The sequence below is a fragment of the Clostridium tyrobutyricum DSM 2637 = ATCC 25755 = JCM 11008 genome, assembly GCF_000359585.1.
GTDB classification, from domain to species: domain Bacteria; phylum Bacillota; class Clostridia; order Clostridiales; family Clostridiaceae; genus Clostridium_B; species Clostridium_B tyrobutyricum.
The window spans coordinates 1-20244 of the sequence record NZ_APMH01000013.1 but is presented as its reverse complement, the minus strand read 5'-3'; the positions used below and the strand labels follow the sequence as shown (position 1 = coordinate 20244).

The following is a 20244-nucleotide window of genomic DNA, read 5'->3' as shown; positions in this document are numbered from 1 at the left end:
TTCAGGGAAACCTTTTTCTAAGGAGGTTTTTAATATGTACGATATAAAAGACATAGGAAATTCAAAAGAAAGTATTAATAAACTAAGAGCTAATTGCATATGTGATAGATCCTATTTTAAACAAATAAAATCCTCAAGTATATTTGAATTAAAATCTATTCATATACCCACAGAAAATATTATAAAATATTAATTCGAAAATTAGAGTATATTAAATTCAAAAATTCATTTAGTATACTCTATAAGTTACTTATATAATCATTATTAAAGTTCCCAATTATATATTTCATTTTGTATTTTAAATCCCATTGATTTATATAAATTAACTGCTATATAATTAGAACTTTTAACTTTTATTTTTATATTTTGGAAACCTTTTAAATAGCTTATTTTAATTAAATATGTTAAAAGAAGTTTACTGTATCCATTTCCTCTATATTTTTTTATTATTCCAAAGTTAACTACTACAGGAGTCGTTTTATTTTCTATTATAATTTGACCATATCCTATATATTCTTTATCCTTTTTTATAAAAATGGCACCATTATCATAATAATAATTTTGAAGTTCATCATAATATATATCTTCTAAAGTTAGAGGTATTCTTCCTTCATCTTCAAAAACCTTATTTTGTATATCGCAGCGTATTTGTTCATCTACACCCCTTTTAAGGACATGAAAATTTATATTGTTTTTAATAATTGTAGAAATGTCATTATGAAGTTCCATATTGAAGATCAAAGTTCCCTCTTTTTTATTAAAACCTATTGATGTTAATATTTCAAAATTATTATTTTTTTTTTGGCACATATAAATCATATGTAAATTTTTTTTTACAAAGTTTATTAGATATTTATATGATGAATAATCCTTATCACTACTACTTATAATGTTCATAGAATTTATATAACATATTTTTTTATCTATAATATCAGTCCATATATATCCTATATAATTTAAATTACTTTTTATAAGTTTTATTTTTCTTCTCATTAGAATTTGTTTTGCAAAATTATAATTATAATAATTCTCAAAAAAATCTTTATTTAATGGATTAAATAAAGTTCTTTTATCATTTAATTTTTTAAAATAGCTTAAATTTTTTTTTACTAATCCTACACACTCATACATATGCTATTCCCCATAAATATAACTTTATATAAAAAATGCGTGCACCAATAATGTATTTATATCTACACGCATTTTACCTAAATTATCTTATAAATATAATTGTAAAATTAAAGCTCATCTACTTCTTTTATACTCAATGCTATTTTTTCATCATCTTTGTTTACTTCCAATATCTTTGATTTTACTTCTTGGCCGACTTCCAGAACATCTTCTGGTTTCTCTATTCTTTTATGACTTATCTGCGATATGTGAACCAGTGCATCAACACCAGGTTCCAATTCTACAAATGCACCAAAACTTGCAAACCTAACAACTTTTCCTAAAACTACACTACCAACTGGATATTTTATATCTGCATTTGTCCAAGGATTCTCCTGAAGTTTTTTAATTGAAAGTGATAATTTTTTCTTTTCTTTATCTACATCAAGTATATAAACTTTTACCTTGTCACCGGCCTTTAGAATATCACTAGGTTTAGAAACTCTTCCCCATGACAATTCAGAAACATGCAAAAGTCCATCTACTCCTTGTACATCTACAAATGCACCAAAATTAGTCAATCTCTTAACTTCTCCTTCTACAGTACTATCTTTTTCAAGGGTATTCCATGTAGATTCTTCCTGTTTTTCTTTTTCTTTTCTCAATATATCTCTTCTTGATCCTACAACTCTAGTACCTTTTCTTTCTGATTTAAATTCTATTATGTTTATATCTAATTCCTTGTCTGCATATATTGAAAGATCATTAACATGATACAATTCTACATGAGATGCAGGTATAAATACTCTTGCACCTTTATAGTTTGCAACAAGACCACCTTTTACAGCTTCTTTTATTTTTACTTTTAATATTTCATTGTTTTCACTTGCCTCTTTTAACTCTTTATATGCATTTTCTCTTTCAAGCTCTAACTTTGATAAAACTACATAACCATCTTCATTTTGTCTTCTTATTACCTTTACTTCCAATTCATCTCCAGGTTGAATCAATTGCTCTAAATCTTGATTTTCAGCTTTTGTAACTTCTGATTTAGGTAATATTCCATCTGACTTATATCCTATATTTAAAAATACCTCTTTTTCATTTACAGATATTACTTTTCCTGTTACCTTTTCACCTAATATTATCTGTTTATCATTTGCATCCATATAAGATAACTGTTCATTTGATTCTAGATTTTTGTCATCACTCATTTTTAAAATTGCCTCCTTTATTATCCAATCTGGTGTTGAAGCTCCTGCTGTAACACCTATAATTTTTACTTTCTTTGAATGAATTATATTATCAGGTATTTCTCCTGAATTTTCAACGTGTATTGTATTATTACAATTGATTTTACATATCTCATACAGCTTAGTAGTATTAGAACTATTTTTTCCACCTATAACTACCATCATATCAACTTTCTTTGACAATAATTCTACAGACTTCTGTCTTGCTTCTGTAGCACTGCATATAGTATTAAATGCTATAAATTCCTTACAATTCTTTATAACTACATTTAATACTTTCTCAAAGTTCATTTGTTTCTCTGTAGTTTGTGAAACTACACAAACTCTATTTGGAATATCTATTAAATCCATTCCATTTTTTGATATGATGGCAGTATTTTCACACCATCCATTTATTCCTATAACTTCAGGATGATTTCTGTCTCCAACTATAAGTATAGAATAACCCAATTTACTATATTTTTGAACCTTCTGCTGTATATTTAATACATATGGACAAGTAGCGTTAATTACTGTTATTCCCTTCTTACATAAAGAATCGAATATGTCCTTTGGTACTCCATGAGAACGTATTATAAGTACATCATTTTTGTCTAAATTGTTTATGTCCTCTAATTTTATGGGATATATATTTTTACCCTTTAACTTATTTACTACATCATTGTTATGAATTAAAGGACCTAAAGTATAAATATTATTATTTTCATATTTATTCTTTGCGTTTAATACTTCATCTACAGCTCTTTTTACTCCAAAGCAAAATCCAGCATTATCTGCTAATATGACTTTCATTTTATCACCTTAATTGCTACATAAACTTGCTATGTATTCTTTTATATGATTTGATATGATATTCACAACTTCCTCAATTGAGAGATCAGATGAATCTATTTCTATAGAATCATCAGCTCTTTTTAATGGTGATTCCTTTCTGTTTGAATCTATATAATCTCTTTTTAGTATATCATTTAATATGTCATTATATTCTACTAAAATGCCATTTTTGTTTAATTCATTATATCTTCTCCTGGCTCTAGCTTCTGCAGTTGCTGTTAAAAAAAATTTCAATGGAGAATTTTTCAAAACTACAGTACCTATATCTCTTCCATCCATAACCACATTATATTTATATGCCATATTTTTCTGGATAGATACAAGGATATCTCTTACTTCTCTAATAGCAGCATAATTTGATACATTATTAGTTACATCTAAGCTTCTTATTTCATCTTCTATATCTTTTCCATTAATTATCAATCTATTATTATTAAAATACATATCTAAATTTTTGATAATACTAACTACTTTCTCTACATTTTGATATGGAATATTATTTTTCATACATATTAATGTAATTGCTCTATACATAGACCCTGTATTTATGTACATAAGTTCAAATTTTTTAGCTATTAAACTAGCTATAGTACTTTTTCCCGCAGCTGCTGGTCCATCTATTGCTACAGATATATTCAATTTAGAATTCTCTCCTCTCATCAAAGGAAATGTTAAAGGTTTATTATCCTATATACTATTCTATAAAAAATGATAAAATCCTTTATTTTATGCCATTATTCATTTAACAAATCTATTCTTAATTTTTTTGCATTATTTAAATATACAAACTCTTTTTTATCTATATCTTCATCCACCAATAAAAGAAACCTTATACAAAGTGGAATAAACCCTTTTAAATTTTCCTCAACTTCCATTTCATTAAAGTGCATTATAGCAACTTTGTCTAATTTAAAATATTCTCTTATAAATTTTCCAGGATATGCTTTAGTAATATCCTTTGTACAAGAAATCTCTATAGATATTATTTTTTGTAATTTAATATTATTTTTTTTTAAAATCTGCGAAAACAATTCAATAGAAGCATCTTTAATATCAGTTATTGAATTGTTTTCAATAGTTGTAGCTCCTCTTAATGCTATCATATTCTTTTTACTCCATTTCCTGCACTAAATCCAGTGGATAATGCAATTTGTATATTAAATCCTCCAGTATATCCATCTACATCTATAATCTCACCAGCAAAATATAAATTATCAATCAATTTTGATTGCATTGTAGATGGATCAATTTCCTTTACACTTATCCCACCAGAGGTGACTATAGCTTCCTCTATGGGCCTTAATCCTTTTATGGACAATGTAAATTTTTTTATGCAATCAACTAGATTATGTCTCTCCAGTTTTGTTATTGAATTCACTTTTTTGTCAGGATTTATATGACATCTATATATGACAATTGGTATAATCTTTTTCGGTAAAAGGTCATCTAAAGAATTTTTAAAGTCCTTATTGCAATATTTGTTAAAATCTTTTTGTATCCTTTTATCCAATTCATCATTGGAAAGAGCAGGCTTTAAATCTATTAATACCCATAATTCCTCAAATTTTGATATTACTCTACTACTACTTAAAACTATAGGTCCTGATATCCCAAAATGAGTAAAGAGCATTTCTCCAAATTCACTATATAATATTTTTTTATTTGAATCTATTATGTCAAGTGTAACATTTTTTAAAGATAAGCCTTGAAGGTCTCTTATCCATTCTTCTTGAACTTCTATAGGAACAAGTGCTGGATTTATTTCAGTTACCGTATGACCTACACTCTCTGCCATATTGTATCCTTCACCACTGGAACCTGTTTGAGGATATGATTTTCCACCTGTTGCCAATATAAAATAATCACCCTTTATATTTTTTCCATTCCAAAGTTGTAGTGAATCTATATGATTATTTCTACATATTAATTTTTTTACATGTGAATTTAGAATTACATTTACTTTATTCTCATTAATTTTCTGTTCCATAGCTTTAATTATGTCAGAAGATTTATCAGATACTGGAAATACTCTGTCCCCTCGTTCTACTTTTAGTTTAACATTTAATTTATTAAAAAAATCTATTGTATTCTGATTAGTAAAGCTATAAAGAGCACTATATAAGAAATTAGGATTACCTGGGATATAATCGAAAAACTCACTTATATCTTTTGCATTAGTAACATTACAACGTCCTTTTCCTGATATGTACATTTTTTTACCTAGTTTTTCATTTTTCTCTAGCAATATAGTGTCGAACTTTTCTGAAGCTTCTATAGAAGCCATCATTCCAGCTGGTCCTCCTCCAATTACTACTACTTTTTTTGACATGATATATCAATCCTACTTCTTTTAATTTAATTACTACTGAATATAGCAACTTATATAAAATAAAAAAATTTATATATATTTTAATTAATTTCCTTCTCTAAATGAGTAAACCTGGTACTCCTGCCATATATTTTCTAAATCAGCAAATGTAGATGATATTTTTTCTTTTTCTTTAAGACCTACTGAAACTATAAGTGCATTTATTACACTTAAAGGTGCAACTAGAGAGTCTACAAAAGAGGCCATGTTACTTTGAGCTATCAATGTATAATCAGCTGCAGATGCCAATGGAGAAAGCAAACTATCTGTTATTGCAGCTACCTCTGCTCCCCTGCTCTTGGCAAAAGTTAAAGATTCTATAGTTCTAGCAGCATATCTTGGAAATCCTATTCCAATTACAAGATCATCTTCAGTCAAATTTATCATCTGCTCAAATATATCACTTATACCGTATCCTACAACTTTTACATTATCCAATATAAGATTTAAATAAAATCCTAAAAAGTCTGCAATTGCAGTAGAACTTCTAAGTCCAATTATATATATTTTTTTTGCCTTGAATATACTATTAATTAAATCATCAAAAGTTTTATGGTTTATCTTTTCCAAAGTTGCCCGTATGTTTTCCATATCCGATTTCAAAACACCTTTTAAAGGGCTTTCCTGACTTACTATATCATTGGAAAGTTCAATTCTCTGTACTGTAGTTAATTTATTTTTTATAAGTTCTTGGAGAGCTTTTTGCAATTTTGGATATCCAGAAAATCCAAGTTCATTTGCAAATCTAACTACTGTAGATTCACTTACACCTACACTTACACCTAATTTAGCAGCAGTCATAAATGCCGCTTTATCATAATGCTTTAATATGTATTCCGCTATTAACTTCTGGCCTTTACTCAGTCTTGGAAATTTAATTTGAATAGTTCTCATTAAATCTATATTATTTACATCTTCCATATATATTCAGCCCTTTCTCTTACCTCCATTTTTATGCAACTTTTATTTCATTTTAACATTTATTGAACATATTATCAACTTAACTTTCATTTTGTTTACTTTTATTTTTAATTTACATAATATCTAATATGTATATATTTTTTACATAGAAATATATTTTATTTCAGTATCTGTCAAATACCTCCATTCACCTTTTTTAAGATTGCCAAGCTCTATTTTGCCTATTTTTATCCTCTTAAGAGTTATAACTTGATGTCCTATAATTTTACACATCTTTCGTATTTGTCTGTTTTTTCCCTCATGTATTATTATATTTACAACAGAACTATTATTATTCAATCTCAGTATTTTTAAACTTGCCTTGCTTGTTATATAGTTACCTATATTCAATCCATTTTCAAATTTATTAATATCTTCATTAGATATCACCCCTGAAACTTCCGCTATATATACTTTGTTTTTTTCAGATTTAGGATGAATTATCTTATTGTATATATCTCCATCATTAGTAAGTAATATTAAACCTGATGTATCATAATCCAATCTTCCTATTGGATAAATTCTTTCATCTACCTTCACTAAATCAAGTATAGTCTTCCTATTCTTTTCATCTCTTACAGTTGATACATATCCTTCAGGTTTATTCAAAGCTATATATACTTTTTTCTGTTCCGGAACTATATTATTGTTGTCCAACATTACTAAATCATTCTCAGTATCAACTTTAAACCCTAATTTGTCTATAACTTGACCATTTACTCTAACCCTACCTTGCAATATAATGTACTCACATTTTCTTCTAGAAGCCACTCCACAGTGAGCCATATATTTTTGTAATCTTTCTATCATTTTATCACCTACACAATAAAGTTATTAATAAAAGAGTTGATCAACTTTCTCCTAATTATGAGAATATCAATCAACTCTTTTATGCTTATTCTACATCTTGAATTCCTATTTGTCTAATGTGTTTTGTATGACTCCATTCTTTATTATTCTTGTCCAAGATACCTTGTATCGTAATTGGTATCCAAGTTAAAGTGTATATTCCATACAAAAGATACCATACAAATAATTTAATTGATTTCTTTCTTCCAATTATACCTAATGCTATTATAAATATACCTATATAAACTGCATTTCCTATAATAACCTGATATAGAGTAGGAGATTCGTATATATGAGATAAAACTACTACATTAAGTGAGTACAGTGCGAATACCAAAAGCATCTTCTTTGATAGTTTGTTTTCTAAAACCATTATAAAAGGAGTCAACAAAAATTGTGAAATGCTAAATACTTGCCATAAAATTTTTGTAGTTGCATTCTGAGTAAATAATTGATTTATTACAAATATATTTAGACCATGTTCATTGTTATTTTGAATTAATGTTAAAAATGCAGCTAATCCCATAAGAAGTGTTGCTAGTGGTTGTATCGTATAAAGAGCACAATCTAATGCAGTAAAACTTCTATCTTTTATGGATTTTTTTATAAGCTTGAAGAAAAATCTTGATGCTACATCTGCGAAACCTTGCATCCACCTTTTTCTTTGATTCCATGATTGTTTTAACGTAAGCGGCTTTTCATCATATACAATTGCATTATGAGCCCAGCCAACTTTATGTCCATTTAAAACAAGCTTGCTTGTAAACTCCAGATCATCTGCAAGGCATGTAACTCCCCATCCTAGTTCTTTAAGAATAGTTGTTTCTATACAAAAACCAGTGCCGCCAATTTGATTTGAAAGACCAAGGTTTGCTCTTCCAAGTTGAAATAATCTATTTACCGTCCAAAACGATATAGAATAGGACTCAGTTATCCAAGAATCATCTGGGTTCTTGCTATCTATGTAACCTTGAACTACTTTGTATCCTTTTAAAAGTTTATAATTCATTTCATTTAAAAAATTTTTTGATACAAGATTATCTGCATCAAAAATACCTACAGCGTCGTAAGCTTTGTCCATTTTAAATATTTTGTTGAACATCCACTCTAAAGCGTATCCTTTTCCTCTTTTATCTGGAACTTTTCTTTCACAGACATTTACACCATATTTTCTTGCTATATCGGCAGTTTTATCAGTACAATTATCTGCAATAACAAAAATATCGTACATATCTTTAGGATACTCAATATTTTGTAGGCTTTCCACTATTTTGCCAACAACCATTTCTTCATTATGTGCTGCAACCAGAAGAGCGAAAGTCTTCTTAGGTGGACAGTTCTTAGCCCCCTCATCCTTTTTTTTGTAAATTCCAAATAAAGAAAGTATTAAATAATAAACCATTACTATAAATACGCCTATTTGAAAAATAGCTGTAGTATAATGAATAACTTCTTTCATCATAAAAATCCTTCCCTTTATATTCTCTATTTAAATTGTCATAATAATATTAACACAATTTTTTAGTTATTACTATATATTATAGCACTGTAAAATATATAAATTTTAAATTTTCTTTCACTTCAATATATAGTATTAATTTATCCAATTATTCATATTTTATTAGAATTTTAATATATTAGATTTACTTTGAAATTTATAGTATTGTGGTATTATAATATAGTATGTTTATATGGAAAGGAGATTTAAATTTTGAAATGAAACAGCATTTATTTTCAAGAACTGAACTATTAATTGGTAAAAATGCTTTAAAAAAATTACAGGAGAGCACAGTGGTTATATTTGGACTTGGAGGTGTTGGCAGTTTTTCACTAGAAGCTGTAGCTAGAGGTGGAATAGGCCATATAGTAATAGTAGATGATGATACTGTTTGCTTAACAAATATAAATAGACAAATACAAGCTAACTTTAAAACCATAGGCAAACCTAAAGTTCAAGTGTTAAAAGAAAGAATATTGGATATAAATCCAAATTGTAATATAGAAACTTATCAAACTTTTGTAAGAGAAGATAATATAGATAGTATTATACCTAAGAACACGAATTATGTAATAGATGCCATAGATACAATATCATCTAAAATATCTCTTATTATGTGGTGTAAAGCTCATAATATAGATATAATAAGTTGTATGGGAACAGGGAATAAATTAGATCCAACAATGTTTAAAATAGAGGATATATATAAAACTAAAATATGCCCATTAGCTAAAGTCATGAGGCGTGAACTCAAAAAACGTGGTATAAAGAATTTAAAAGTATTATATTCTGAGGAAATTCCTCAAAAGCCTAAAATAGATGAAGTTGTAACCTGTAGAGAAGGCTGTGTATGTGTAGGTGGTTCAAAAAAATGTCTAGCTAAACGTCAAATTCCTGCAAGTATTTCTTTTGTACCACCTGTAGCTGGTATGATAATAGGTGGAGAAGTAATCAAGTCCATAATAGATAAGAAATAGCAGTATACCTTGCTGCTATTTCTTATCTAAAAATATACATGATGTAAGCACTCCTGTTATAATAACTCCACACACAGTTTCTATCATAACTATTATACGTACTGAAGTTGAATTTGGAAGTATGTCACCATATCCAAGAGTAGTTATAGTAACTGCACTAAAATATATAAAATTCCATATTGGATATGTAAAGTTTCCACCAGATACTTGTCTCAATATAAATGGACTTTCATCTGGAAAACAAATAGAATTTTTTATAAGTTCCTGAAAATAAAAATTTATTGGGTAATAATAATATACATCTTCAAAATGTTCTTTATTTATTATGCTATAATTGTTTACCCATATATATATGGTATTTATCTTCTTAAGTTTTCTTGAATAATTTTTTTTATAACTTGAAAACTTATCTTCTTTATCATCTTTTAATTTATAAAAACATATTTTTATTTTATGGCTATCAAAAGCTCCATTTAGCTTATTTTCTCCCATGTCCATTATACTCATATGAGTAATTCCTTTACTTGCCATAATCAAATAATAGTAGTTTGCCCAATTGTCTCCAAGAACTCTGTCAAATACAAAAGTAGCCTTATCATATATAGAATTGTTTAATATATTTAGTTTTACAATAGGTCTCTTATATTCCTCTGAAATAATCAATTTTTTTATACTGTCATTTAAATCCTTACTATAAAATTTTATGTGCATTTTTTTCTTGAACATAGCTGTCTTTGTATCTAAATTTATATCATTTTGGAATATAAAAAATTCTCCCCGTGAATGATTAGCTATATTCCAATATATAATTCCAAAAAATATTAATACAAATATATATACATATAGTAATAAATACACACAATTATGTTTTTTATATATCCTCATATATACTCCAAGTTTATTATTTTATCTCTATACAATGATTTTATTATATTATTATCTATAGTATTCTAAAAATTAATATTATTTTATTAGATTAAAAAAACGGAATGTTTAACTACTATAACATCCCGTTTTTTTAACATTAATTTTTTATTCTCCATTTGGTTCCATCTTTTAAATCAATCAACTCTATATTCATGGAATTAAGTTTATCTCTTATTGTATCGGCTTCAACCCAATTTTTAGACTTTCTTGCCAGGTTCCTATCTTCAATTAATTTATTTATAATTATTTCATCTACCTCACTATTTTTACTGTTTTTATGGTTTACAAGTTCAAGAGAAAAAACATTATCAAAACTTTCTATTAATATTTTCTTCTCCATATTTGATAACTTATCTGTCTTTATGACTTCCTGAAGAATTGTAAATGCATTTGGAGTATTTAAGTCATCCCCAATCTGCTTAGAAAACTTCTCTTTATAATATTCAATTATATTTTCATCTATTTCATTATACTTATCTTGTTTAGACTTTAAAATTATATTTGAAACCTTATCCTTTAATTTTTTATAAGAAAGCGCTGCATCTTTTAACGCATCAAAATTAAATAAAAGCTGTTTTCTATATCTTGATTGAAGGCAAAAATACCTATAATCCAATCCTGAAAATCCTTTATCCTCAATACTGGATACAGTTAAAAAATCTCCTTTTGATTTAGACATCTTTCCATTACTTAATACGAGAAATTCACCATGCATCCAGTAATTAACCCATTTGTGACCTACCACACCTTCTGATTGAGCTATTTCATTAGTATGATGTACAGGTATATGATCTACTCCACCACAGTGTATGTCTATTCTATCTCCTAAATATTTCATAGACATTGCTGAACATTCAACGTGCCATCCTGGAAATCCTCTTCCCCATGGTGAGTCCCACTGCATTATCTGATTTTTAAATTTTGAATTAGTAAACCAAAGTACAAAATCCATTGGATTTTTCTTTCCCTTATCTATTTCAACCCTGCTTCCTGCTTCTAGCTCATTCATACTTAAATTGGCCAACTTATTATAATCTTTAAATTTATCAATTGAATAATATACATTGCCATTTGATATATAAGTATATCCCTTATTTTGCAAAATCTTAATCATTTTGATCATATCATGTATGTTGTCTGTAGCTTTGCATATTATATCAGGCTTCTTTATATGAAGCTTTTCACAATCTCTAAAAAAGGCATTTTCATAAAATTTAGCAATTTCCCATACACTTTTATTTTCACGTTTTGCTCCAAGTTCCATTTTATCTTCACCAGTATCTGCATCTGATTCAAGGTGTCCTACATCTGTTATATTCATAGCATGTTTTACCTTGTATCCAAAATATTCCAAAGACTTTTTTAATATATCTTCAAATATATAAGTTCTTAAATTACCTATATGAGCATAATTATAAACTGTAGGGCCGCAAGTATACATTTTTACTTTTCCTTTTTCCAATGGAACAAATTTAGCCTTTTTTCTAGTCATAGTATCATAAATATAAAAATCCATATTAATTTCCTCCTCGCTAGGCATACCATAAAAACCCTTATTATAGATAATATCATATTAATAGAATAATTCAACAAGTTTACATATAATATTTTCTTATATATTTATCAAAGTTCCAAAATTTCAAAAACTTTTTTGCACTTTTATATCCAGAATTAAATAGTTTTATTTTCATATCTTTAGATATATTGAAATCTGTAGTTTTTACTCCAAGTGTTGGAATAAACACAGTTCTTACTGCATCCTTATCTTTAACATATATTTCTTCATTTTTATCTATCATAGTACCTATGATATCAAATAAATATGATATAAAATCCATCCTTGGAGAAGAAGTATATTTTTTATTTACATCTACTAATTTAAATCCGATAGTTGGTCTCACAGGTTTTATATCCGTATCAAATATCCATATAGGAAAATTGCTTAATATTCCACCGTCTACTACATAACTACATCCACCATTATGATAAAATTTTACAGGTTTAAAATAAAAAGGTATACTTATACTCATTCTAATTGCCTTAGATATTTCAAAATCCATAGGATTTATTCCGTACTTAATTAAATCATCTGGAAGTATTAAAATATTTTTTTCAGTTACATCTGAAGCAATTATTTTAAGCGGTGACACACCTTCTATTTCTATATCTTTAAATGTACTTTTACCCTTTTTTAAAATAAGTTTATTTATATAATTTTCGAATTGATCTCCTGAATATATACCCTTATCTTTGAATAAATTAATAGATTTTTTTATTATATTCATATGATAAAGTGATTTCTTTTTAAAAAACATATTATAATCTAATTCTAACATTATTGACTTCAATTCTCTTCCTGTGTACCCAACTGCGAGAAGTGCTGCTATTATTGAACCTGCTGAAGTTCCTGCTAACATATTGAATTCATATCCATAATCTTCAAAACAGCATATGGCTCCAATTAATCCAATACCTTTTACTCCTCCTCCCTCAAAGACTACATCTATTTTCATAAAATCACCTCTTTTTATATCCATCAATATATAAATATGTAAATAAAAATATAAATCTACTCCTAAAATGTATATTATTTAAAAAGTTGAGAGATACTATATAAAGAAAAAATAAAGAGGTGTTTTTATGAGAATTGAAGTTTATTATAATGGAATTAAAAATGCAAACAGTGCTGTAGATCAATTTAAAAATGCCGGTTTCAATGATTCGGCGGTTGATTTAAACGATAAATATATAGATTTTGAAAATTATAACTATAATTTTTCAGATGCAATAGCAAGCTCACATTCCTTTTCTAATAGTTCATATATTTCCAATAATGTAGGTGATGGTATGGGGAGCCTCAATGATGTATTGAATTCCAATTATAAGGTAGTAATAAATACAGATTCAGAGGAAAAAATAGACATGTTAAAAAATCTTATATATGAAACAGGTGGAATAATATCACATTAAAAAGGTAATGAATTCACTAGAATTCATTACCTTTTTTAAATTATTTACTTTTATAGCTAGTTTCTAGGAAAATACATTATTATAATAACTCCCAAGATTGCAATTACTCCACCTAATATATCAAACTTGTCTGGAATCACTTTATCCACCTTCCAACCCCACAATATCGAAAGTGCTATAAAGATTCCACCATATGCAGCATATACCTTACCGAAATTAACATTTTTAGGTTGAAAGGTTGGTATTATACCATAAATTATTAGTACCACTGCTCCAAAAATACCATGCCAAAAACTCCTGCCATCTCTAAGCCATAACCATATAAGATATCCTCCACCTATTTCACAAACTCCAGCCATTATAAAATAAATCATTGATTTTATAATATACATTTAATATAATCACCAACTATAATATATATTATTTTATAAATATTTTTCCTTCAGTAATAGCAAGTGCTACTGCACCTATAATTCCTGCATCTCCACCAAGTTTTGCAGGAACAATTTTTGTATTTTCATATATAGTAGTAAAGCTTCTTTTAGAGGCAATTTCTCTAATTTTGTCAAATACCATACTTCCAGCTTTAGAAACTCCTCCACCTATTATTATAACTTCAGGATCAAATACATTCATTATATTAGCTATGAATATTCCAAGATAATTTAAAGCTTTATTTATTACATCTAGTGCCAATTTATCTCCATTCTTTGCTTCATCAAAAACTTCTTTTGAAGTTATGTTATCATATTTATATAATGAAGTTTTATCCCCTCTTGATTTTGCCTCTTCAACAGCTTTAGTTGCCGATCTTGCTATTGCTGTACCAGATGCTAAAGATTCTACACATCCACAATTTCCACAATTACATTTTACTCCATCTTTTTCTAAGGTTACATGTCCAATTTCAAGTGCATTACTAGTATTTCCTCTATATATTTGACCATTTAATACAGCCCCTCCACCTATACCTGTAGAAACTGTTATAAATACCATATTTCTCGTGCCTTTTCCTGCACCAAACTCATGCTCTCCTATGGCAGCTACATTACCATCATTATCTAAAACCGTATGTATATTGAACCTGTCCTTTATTGGTTTAACTAAATCAAAATTTTTAAATGGAAGATTGGGAGTAGTTATAATTGTTCCTTTTTTAGTATCCAAAGGTCCAGGTGAACCTATACCTATACATAGTATATCTTCATTGGTCAAATTAGATTTTTTCAGGGTATCATCTACAAGAGATATAATTCTATCTAATATTTTATTCTCACCTTCACTTGCATTTGTTGGAACTGTTTTTTTATAAATTATATTTCCTGCCAGGTCTGAGGAAGCAACGCTTATTTTAGTTCCTCCTAGATCAATTCCTATAACATATTTTTTCATATATTTCCTCCAAATCATAATTTAATATCTATAACTAACCTAAACAAAATTCATTAATATTATATCATAATTAGTATTTTATATAAAAAATATTACCTATAAAAATATATTTTTATAGGTAATATTTAAATCTATTATTCTTGACCAACTACATACTCAGTTTTTTGTTCAGATAAAGATTTTAAGTATTTGCGTCCTTTTTCATCATCATAAATTCCTTCCCATTTAGAAACAACTACAACAGCCAAAGAATTTCCAACTACGTTTACTGCAGTTCTAGCCATATCTAAAATACGATCGATGCCAGCTATAAATGCCAATCCTTCTACTGGAATACCAATACTTCCTAATGTGGCTAAAAGTACTACAAAAGATACTCCAGGAACTCCTGCTATCCCCTTCGAGGTTATCATAAGTACTATTACAAGATTTATCTGTGCAAACAAAGATAGATGAATTCCATACATTTGTGCTATAAACAAAGCAGCAATTGCTTCATATAGTGTAGATCCATCTAAATTAAACGAATATCCTGTGGGAACTACAAAAGATGCTATAGAGGATGGGCATCCATATTTCTCCATCTTAGTCATAATTCTAGGCAAAACAGTTTCTGAACTGGATGTAGTATATGCCAATATGAGTTCATCTTTTAACACTTTAATTATATGAATTATATTATTTCCAAATAACTTTGCAACTATTCCCATAATTATAATAACAAATAAGATCATACTTCCATAGACTGTTATGACTAATTTTCCAAGTGGAATTAAGGATTGTAATCCAAATTTAGATACAGTTACTCCAATAAGTGCAAAAACACCAATAGGTGCAGTTTTCATTATTTGATTCGTTACCCAGAACATAGCTTCTGAAATTCCTTCTGCTAATTTGAGTATAGGTTTACCTTTCTCTCCTATTGCAGCAACTCCAAGTCCGAATATTACTGCAAAAAATATTATTGGAAGCATGTCTCCATTACTAAGTGAAGTAAATAAATTATCTGGAACTATTCCAACAATAGTATCTTTAAATCCATTATGTGATACTGTCTTTGCAGTATTTACAAAACCACTTATATTTGATTTAGAAAGTCCATTCATATTTATACCTGTACCTGGATGAAATATGTTTGCTATTAACAAACCAACTATTATTGCAATTGTACTCATTATCTCAAAATATACTATTGATTTCACACCTAATTTTCCAAGCTGTTTCATATCCCCTACTCCGGCTACACCTACTACAAGACATGAAAAAACTATTGGAATTACTATCATCTTTATAAGTCTTAGAAATATATCTCCTATAGGTTGAAGATAGGTGGATACATTAGGATTCCCATAAAATACTGCTCCAACTATAATACCAAGTACTAATCCAATTATAATTTTAGTTGCTAATCCAAATTTAATTTTTTTCATATTACATTTCCTTCCATTATATATAAAAATTTAAAATTACATATTGAAATACTTTCATTTTATCATTGCATTGTGGTTCAAATTTCCAATTTGATCTTCTATGTATATTTTGAAAGTTATTTGTATTATTTATTCAATCAATCATATGTTAGAAGTTATATAATCTAATATTACTATTTAAACTATTGAAAACTACAGAATACTACTAAAAATTATAAATATTATTTTTTAACACTCATATATTTAATCAAATTATTGTTAATACATAATTTTCTGATAAATCATTAAATAGAATTAAACTCGTTTATTCATTTTTAATATATTGGCTTAAGATATTCTTCTTTATCTAAAAAGTGTCTATATATACAGAATAAAAAAGCTTTAAGATTTAAATCAAAATTAATGTCCCAATATAAATATATAGTATAAGATTTACAGAAATCTTATATTTGACATAAATTTTAAAATTACATATAATAAAGTCATGAGAAATTAAACTATAATTATTTTGTATGGAGGTGTACGTATATGTTATCAGTTAAAATATATATGAGCAAAAAAAATGATTGTAGTTGTTGTATGTGTTGTTGTAAATTTATCATCTAACTGTAGTAGTATTTATATTTTATGAATATAAATGTTGCTGCAGTTTTTTATGTTTGAATTAAAACGGCTGACTAGAAAATCTAGAGGCTTAACGATATAAAAAGTATGATATTATCGACTAGAGAAACTAGAGATAGCCTACTGGATATACCAGAGGTAATTATATTTTTAGTCTATGAAATAAATAATAGAAAAGTATAATATTACATTAACTAAATATACTAGAGATGACCTGCTAGACATACTAGAGGTAAATTGTACTTAAGAAGAAAATAAATAATCGAAGTATAACGTATACTGACTGGATACACTAGAGGTAAGAAAAGTACTATACTTCAAATCAATTAAATTTTTAGAAGAAATTAAAATTGGAAATGACAAAAATGAATATGATGATGGGAAAAGGAGTGATGATGAATAACAATATAGGTATGGATATGTCAATGCCCATGTCACAGATGAACATGATGATGATTCCACGTGCAACTATGAAAATGGAATGAAAATTATGTGTACGACTAAAGATGAAACTGCTGTTGCAATGATGCAAAATCTTTGCTCAATGTTGAGTGGTGAAATGACAAGTATCTCAATGATGATGAACGGTATAAAAATGATTGAATGCAATATGATGATGACATGGACTAGTGGAGATAATATGATGTGCAAAATAATACAAAAATGCTGTAATGTGTATGAACAATGCTCCCGTTTGCTGTTGTTGCTAATAATAACATAGATAATTTTTTAATGATTCAATAAAGAAATCCCTCAATTTCTTTATTCAGTAATGGCAAGGCACTTACTTCTAGGTGCTTTGCTTTTTAATTTAACAAAATACTACAACAGCAAACTTCATTAATAATAATCATAAAATAAAAAGCTACTTCCGTACAATGAAATAGCTTTATAATCCTCAGCAAACATCCTTAGTACAGCTTTTTTACGAAATCTAATTTCAATTCAAATTTATTATCTTTTTAAATTGAATCTATTATACTTATATCCTTTTTATAGAATATCTCTTTATCATAAAACAACAATTTACTTTCTATACTTATACTTTTATTTTCAAAATACTTCAAATATTGTTCTAGCTGCTTTCTAATTAAGTTATCTTTTTCTAAAAAACCTGGCATATTCTTTATCCTTTATTATAATTTATGTGTAAATTTTATAAAGTCCAATCAAATAAGCAAATCACTGTAAATTTTAATATTGACATTCTGATTAATTTAAACTATTATATAAGTATATAATAGTTGACTAGAAAAACTAGAGGCTAAATTTTATTAGTATATAAAATTTAGCCTCTTTATGTATATAAATTATACACTACATTATTTAAGGGAGGGATGTTAAAATGAAAAAAATAAATATAGTACTTTATTCAAAAAATAACATAATCATCCCTGAATTACAAAGTTACTGTTGTTGTATGTATATATCAAATACTATGTTAAATATTTAAAAACATATTACTGCAGTATAGTTTGTAATTATATATTATGGACAATACTGCAGTTTGTTGTTATATAATCTATTTAAATTGCTGACTAGATATACTAGAGGCAGTGTAATACCAACTAAATATACTAAAACTAGAAGTAACTGACTGGATATACCAGAGGTTGAGTTTTTTATTTGAAATAGAAACAAGATTATTTTAGGTTAAGCTTGTTTCTATTTCTTTTTCTTAAATTTTAATCAAGAATATACAACATCATTGCTCAATTCTTTTTTTATTTCATCAACTTTGTCAAGCTTCTCCCATGGAAGATCTATGTCAGTTCTTCCAAAGTGTCCATATGCGGCAGTACTCTTATATATAGGTCTTCTCAAATCAAGATCCCTTATAATTGCAGCCGGTCTCAAATCAAATATCTTGTTTATAGTTTCTACTATTTTTTCATCACTTATCTTGCTTGTACCAAAAGTATCTATACTTATGGATACTGGTCTTGCTACTCCTATTGCATATGCTATTTCAACTTCAATTTTATCTGCTATTCCTGCTGCTACTAGATTCTTTGCCACCCATCTTGCTGCATAGGCTCCTGATCTGTCAACCTTAGTTGGATCTTTCCCTGAAAATGCTCCTCCTCCATGTCTGCCATATCCTCCATAAGTGTCCACTATTATTTTTCTTCCTGTAAGTCCCGAATCAGCTTCAGGTCCTCCTTTTACAAATCTTCCCGTTGGATTGACAATATACTTTGTAGCAGAATTTATAAATTTTTCTGGTAATGTTGCTTTAATAACTTTGTCTATTATGTCTCTTTCAATTTTGTCATGGCTTATTCCGTCTTCATGCTGTGAAGATATAAGCACAGTATCTACTCTTACAGGTTTATTTTCTTCATATTCTACTGTTACCTGAGTCTTTCCGTCCGGCCCAAGATATGGTATGGATCCATTTTTTCTTACTTCTGCAAGTTTTCTTGAAAGTTTGTGTGCCAGAGCTATCGGTAGAGGTAGATATTCTTCTGTTTCATTCGTTGCAAATCCAAATACCATGCCTTGATCTCCTGCTCCTATTGCTTCAATATTGTCCTTTTCGCCTGTTTTGGATTCAAGTGATTCATCAACTCCTAGTGCAATATCTGAAGACTGTTCATCTATTGATGTTATTACTGCACAGTTGGATGCATCAAAACCAAATCTTGAATGATTATATCCTATATCACTTATTGTTTTTCTCACTATTTTTGGTATATCTACATAAGCTTTAGTTGATATCTCCCCTACCAAAAGTACAAGTCCCGTATTTACAACTGTCTCACACGCCACTCTTCCATTTTTATCCTGCTCAAGAATAGCATCCAGTACTGCATCTGATATCTGGTCACAAATCTTGTCAGGATGTCCCTCTGTAACTGATTCTGATGTGAATAACTTACTCATTTTTATCCATCTCCTTTTCATTCTTATTAAACAGATTTTGTTAATAAACTTCCTGTATAAAATCAAATCACAGGAAGTTTATTTTAATACCCCTATCCCCTATCTAACATATTTTATCTAGTTAAATTAGCATATTTAATATTATCAAATTTTTGCAAGTGCTTGA

General features: G+C 27.8%; 21 protein-coding genes. 5 read left to right on the top strand and 16 right to left on the bottom strand.

Features of this window, described 5'->3' with window-relative positions:
* The first annotated feature begins 34 nt into the window (after nt 1-34).
* Complete coding sequence (locus tag J418_RS16585) at nt 35-193, top strand: hypothetical protein (RefSeq protein WP_017753305.1); 159 nt, start codon at nt 35-37, stop codon at nt 191-193.
* Between the two features lie 71 nt (nt 194-264).
* Here J418_RS16585 and J418_RS0107375 read toward each other — a convergent pair whose 3' ends face one another.
* From J418_RS0107375 to J418_RS0107340, 8 genes are all read right to left on the bottom strand, one after another.
* Nucleotides 265-1131: a GNAT family N-acetyltransferase gene (locus J418_RS0107375; RefSeq protein ID WP_017753304.1), complete on the bottom strand. Its 867-nt coding sequence runs from the start codon at nt 1129-1131 to the stop codon at nt 265-267.
* Between the two features lie 107 nt (nt 1132-1238).
* On the bottom strand, nt 1239-3155 hold the full coding sequence (locus J418_RS0107370; protein WP_017895258.1) for a bifunctional 4-hydroxy-3-methylbut-2-enyl diphosphate reductase/30S ribosomal protein S1: 1917 nt from the start codon (nt 3153-3155) through the stop codon (nt 1239-1241).
* A gap of 9 nt (nt 3156-3164) precedes the next feature.
* The gene (gene cmk / locus J418_RS0107365) at nt 3165-3857 is read right to left on the bottom strand and encodes a (d)CMP kinase (RefSeq protein ID WP_182915953.1); all 693 of its coding nucleotides are present in this window, start codon (nt 3855-3857) and stop codon (nt 3165-3167) included.
* Between the two features lie 74 nt (nt 3858-3931).
* A complete protein-coding gene (aroH, locus tag J418_RS0107360) occupies nt 3932-4300 on the bottom strand; it encodes a chorismate mutase (protein ID WP_017753301.1) in 369 nt (122 codons plus the stop codon).
* Nucleotides 4297-5526, bottom strand: coding sequence for a BaiN/RdsA family NAD(P)/FAD-dependent oxidoreductase (locus J418_RS0107355; RefSeq protein ID WP_017895257.1), 1230 nt, complete (start codon nt 5524-5526; stop codon nt 4297-4299). Before J418_RS0107355 ends, aroH begins: the two co-directional genes overlap by 4 nt.
* A gap of 84 nt (nt 5527-5610) precedes the next feature.
* On the bottom strand, nt 5611-6486 hold the full coding sequence (locus J418_RS0107350) for a MurR/RpiR family transcriptional regulator (protein WP_017753299.1): 876 nt from the start codon (nt 6484-6486) through the stop codon (nt 5611-5613).
* Nucleotides 6487-6627: 141 nt separating this feature from the next.
* Entirely contained in the window at nt 6628-7335 is a 708-nt protein-coding gene (locus J418_RS0107345; protein WP_017753298.1) for a pseudouridine synthase, read from the bottom strand.
* Between the two features lie 85 nt (nt 7336-7420).
* Nucleotides 7421-8833, bottom strand: coding sequence for a glycosyltransferase family 2 protein (locus J418_RS0107340; protein ID WP_026093840.1), 1413 nt, complete (start codon nt 8831-8833; stop codon nt 7421-7423).
* Nucleotides 8834-9090: 257 nt separating this feature from the next.
* On the opposite strand from J418_RS0107340, the gene J418_RS0107335 reads away from it, so the two are divergent.
* Nucleotides 9091-9849: a tRNA threonylcarbamoyladenosine dehydratase gene (locus J418_RS0107335; RefSeq protein ID WP_017750471.1), complete on the top strand. Its 759-nt coding sequence runs from the start codon at nt 9091-9093 to the stop codon at nt 9847-9849.
* Between the two features lie 15 nt (nt 9850-9864).
* Here the strand turns inward: J418_RS0107335 and J418_RS0107330 are convergent, their stop codons facing one another.
* The 3 genes from J418_RS0107330 to J418_RS0107320 all read right to left on the bottom strand — a co-directional run bounded on the left by J418_RS0107330 (nt 9865) and on the right by J418_RS0107320 (nt 13289).
* Nucleotides 9865-10734 carry a potassium channel family protein gene (locus J418_RS0107330; protein WP_017750470.1) on the bottom strand — a complete coding sequence of 290 codons (870 nt, stop codon included), beginning with the start codon at nt 10732-10734 and terminating at the stop codon, nt 9865-9867.
* A 139-nt stretch (nt 10735-10873) separates the two neighbouring features.
* A complete protein-coding gene (gene cysS / locus J418_RS0107325; protein WP_017895256.1) occupies nt 10874-12292 on the bottom strand; it encodes a cysteine--tRNA ligase in 1419 nt (472 codons plus the stop codon).
* 79 nt (nt 12293-12371) lie between these two features.
* On the bottom strand, nt 12372-13289 hold the full coding sequence (locus J418_RS0107320; protein ID WP_026093839.1) for a patatin-like phospholipase family protein: 918 nt from the start codon (nt 13287-13289) through the stop codon (nt 12372-12374).
* A gap of 127 nt (nt 13290-13416) precedes the next feature.
* Between J418_RS0107320 and J418_RS0107315 the strand changes: the two genes are divergently transcribed.
* Nucleotides 13417-13746, top strand: a complete 330-nt coding sequence (locus tag J418_RS0107315; RefSeq protein ID WP_017750467.1) for a hypothetical protein — start codon at nt 13417-13419, stop codon at nt 13744-13746.
* Nucleotides 13747-13802: 56 nt separating this feature from the next.
* On the opposite strand, the gene J418_RS0107310 is transcribed toward J418_RS0107315, so the two are convergent.
* The 3 genes from J418_RS0107310 to J418_RS0107300 all read right to left on the bottom strand — a co-directional run bounded on the left by J418_RS0107310 (nt 13803) and on the right by J418_RS0107300 (nt 16568).
* Nucleotides 13803-14138: a YnfA family protein gene (locus tag J418_RS0107310; RefSeq protein ID WP_017750466.1), complete on the bottom strand. Its 336-nt coding sequence runs from the start codon at nt 14136-14138 to the stop codon at nt 13803-13805.
* Nucleotides 14139-14166: 28 nt separating this feature from the next.
* The gene (locus tag J418_RS0107305; protein WP_017750465.1) at nt 14167-15138 is read right to left on the bottom strand and encodes an ROK family protein; all 972 of its coding nucleotides are present in this window, start codon (nt 15136-15138) and stop codon (nt 14167-14169) included.
* Between the two features lie 134 nt (nt 15139-15272).
* Nucleotides 15273-16568, bottom strand: a complete 1296-nt coding sequence (locus J418_RS0107300) for a cation:dicarboxylate symporter family transporter (protein ID WP_017750464.1) — start codon at nt 16566-16568, stop codon at nt 15273-15275.
* Between the two features lie 974 nt (nt 16569-17542).
* Between J418_RS0107300 and J418_RS16935 the strand changes: the two genes are divergently transcribed.
* Nucleotides 17543-17677, top strand: a complete 135-nt coding sequence (locus J418_RS16935; protein ID WP_017750463.1) for a hypothetical protein — start codon at nt 17543-17545, stop codon at nt 17675-17677.
* Nucleotides 17678-17682: 5 nt separating this feature from the next.
* Entirely contained in the window at nt 17683-17913 is a 231-nt protein-coding gene (locus J418_RS0107290) for a hypothetical protein (RefSeq protein ID WP_017750462.1), read from the top strand.
* 241 nt (nt 17914-18154) lie between these two features.
* Here the strand turns inward: J418_RS0107290 and J418_RS16580 are convergent, their stop codons facing one another.
* Both J418_RS16580 and metK read right to left on the bottom strand, forming a co-directional pair.
* The gene (locus J418_RS16580) at nt 18155-18313 is read right to left on the bottom strand and encodes a hypothetical protein (RefSeq protein ID WP_017750461.1); all 159 of its coding nucleotides are present in this window, start codon (nt 18311-18313) and stop codon (nt 18155-18157) included.
* Nucleotides 18314-18881: 568 nt separating this feature from the next.
* Entirely contained in the window at nt 18882-20078 is a 1197-nt protein-coding gene (gene metK, locus J418_RS0107275) for a methionine adenosyltransferase (RefSeq protein WP_017750459.1), read from the bottom strand.
* Nucleotides 20079-20244: the final 166 nt, after the last annotated feature.

Bases quoted from the DNA above. Each gene is read 5' to 3' on its own strand.
- J418_RS16585 (WP_017753305.1), top strand. From the start codon at position 35: ATGTACGATATAAAAGACATAGGAAATTCAAAAGAAAGTATTAATAAA.
- J418_RS0107375 (WP_017753304.1), bottom strand. From the start codon at position 1,131: ATGTATGAGTGTGTAGGATTAGTAAAAAAAAATTTAAGCTATTTTAAA.
- J418_RS0107370 (WP_017895258.1), bottom strand. From the start codon at position 3,155: ATGAAAGTCATATTAGCAGATAATGCTGGATTTTGCTTTGGAGTAAAA.
- cmk (WP_182915953.1), bottom strand. From the start codon at position 3,857: ATGAGAGGAGAGAATTCTAAATTGAATATATCTGTAGCAATAGATGGA.
- aroH (WP_017753301.1), bottom strand. From the start codon at position 4,300: ATGATAGCATTAAGAGGAGCTACAACTATTGAAAACAATTCAATAACT.
- J418_RS0107355 (WP_017895257.1), bottom strand. From the start codon at position 5,526: ATGTCAAAAAAAGTAGTAGTAATTGGAGGAGGACCAGCTGGAATGATG.
- J418_RS0107350 (WP_017753299.1), bottom strand. From the start codon at position 6,486: ATGGAAGATGTAAATAATATAGATTTAATGAGAACTATTCAAATTAAA.
- J418_RS0107345 (WP_017753298.1), bottom strand. From the start codon at position 7,335: ATGATAGAAAGATTACAAAAATATATGGCTCACTGTGGAGTGGCTTCT.
- J418_RS0107340 (WP_026093840.1), bottom strand. From the start codon at position 8,833: ATGAAAGAAGTTATTCATTATACTACAGCTATTTTTCAAATAGGCGTA.
- J418_RS0107335 (WP_017750471.1), top strand. From the start codon at position 9,091: ATGAAACAGCATTTATTTTCAAGAACTGAACTATTAATTGGTAAAAAT.
- J418_RS0107330 (WP_017750470.1), bottom strand. From the start codon at position 10,734: ATGAGGATATATAAAAAACATAATTGTGTGTATTTATTACTATATGTA.
- cysS (WP_017895256.1), bottom strand. From the start codon at position 12,292: ATGGATTTTTATATTTATGATACTATGACTAGAAAAAAGGCTAAATTT.
- J418_RS0107320 (WP_026093839.1), bottom strand. From the start codon at position 13,289: ATGAAAATAGATGTAGTCTTTGAGGGAGGAGGAGTAAAAGGTATTGGA.
- J418_RS0107315 (WP_017750467.1), top strand. From the start codon at position 13,417: ATGAGAATTGAAGTTTATTATAATGGAATTAAAAATGCAAACAGTGCT.
- J418_RS0107310 (WP_017750466.1), bottom strand. From the start codon at position 14,138: ATGTATATTATAAAATCAATGATTTATTTTATAATGGCTGGAGTTTGT.
- J418_RS0107305 (WP_017750465.1), bottom strand. From the start codon at position 15,138: ATGAAAAAATATGTTATAGGAATTGATCTAGGAGGAACTAAAATAAGC.
- J418_RS0107300 (WP_017750464.1), bottom strand. From the start codon at position 16,568: ATGAAAAAAATTAAATTTGGATTAGCAACTAAAATTATAATTGGATTA.
- J418_RS0107290 (WP_017750462.1), top strand. From the start codon at position 17,683: ATGTGTACGACTAAAGATGAAACTGCTGTTGCAATGATGCAAAATCTT.
- J418_RS16580 (WP_017750461.1), bottom strand. From the start codon at position 18,313: ATGCCAGGTTTTTTAGAAAAAGATAACTTAATTAGAAAGCAGCTAGAA.
- metK (WP_017750459.1), bottom strand. From the start codon at position 20,078: ATGAGTAAGTTATTCACATCAGAATCAGTTACAGAGGGACATCCTGAC.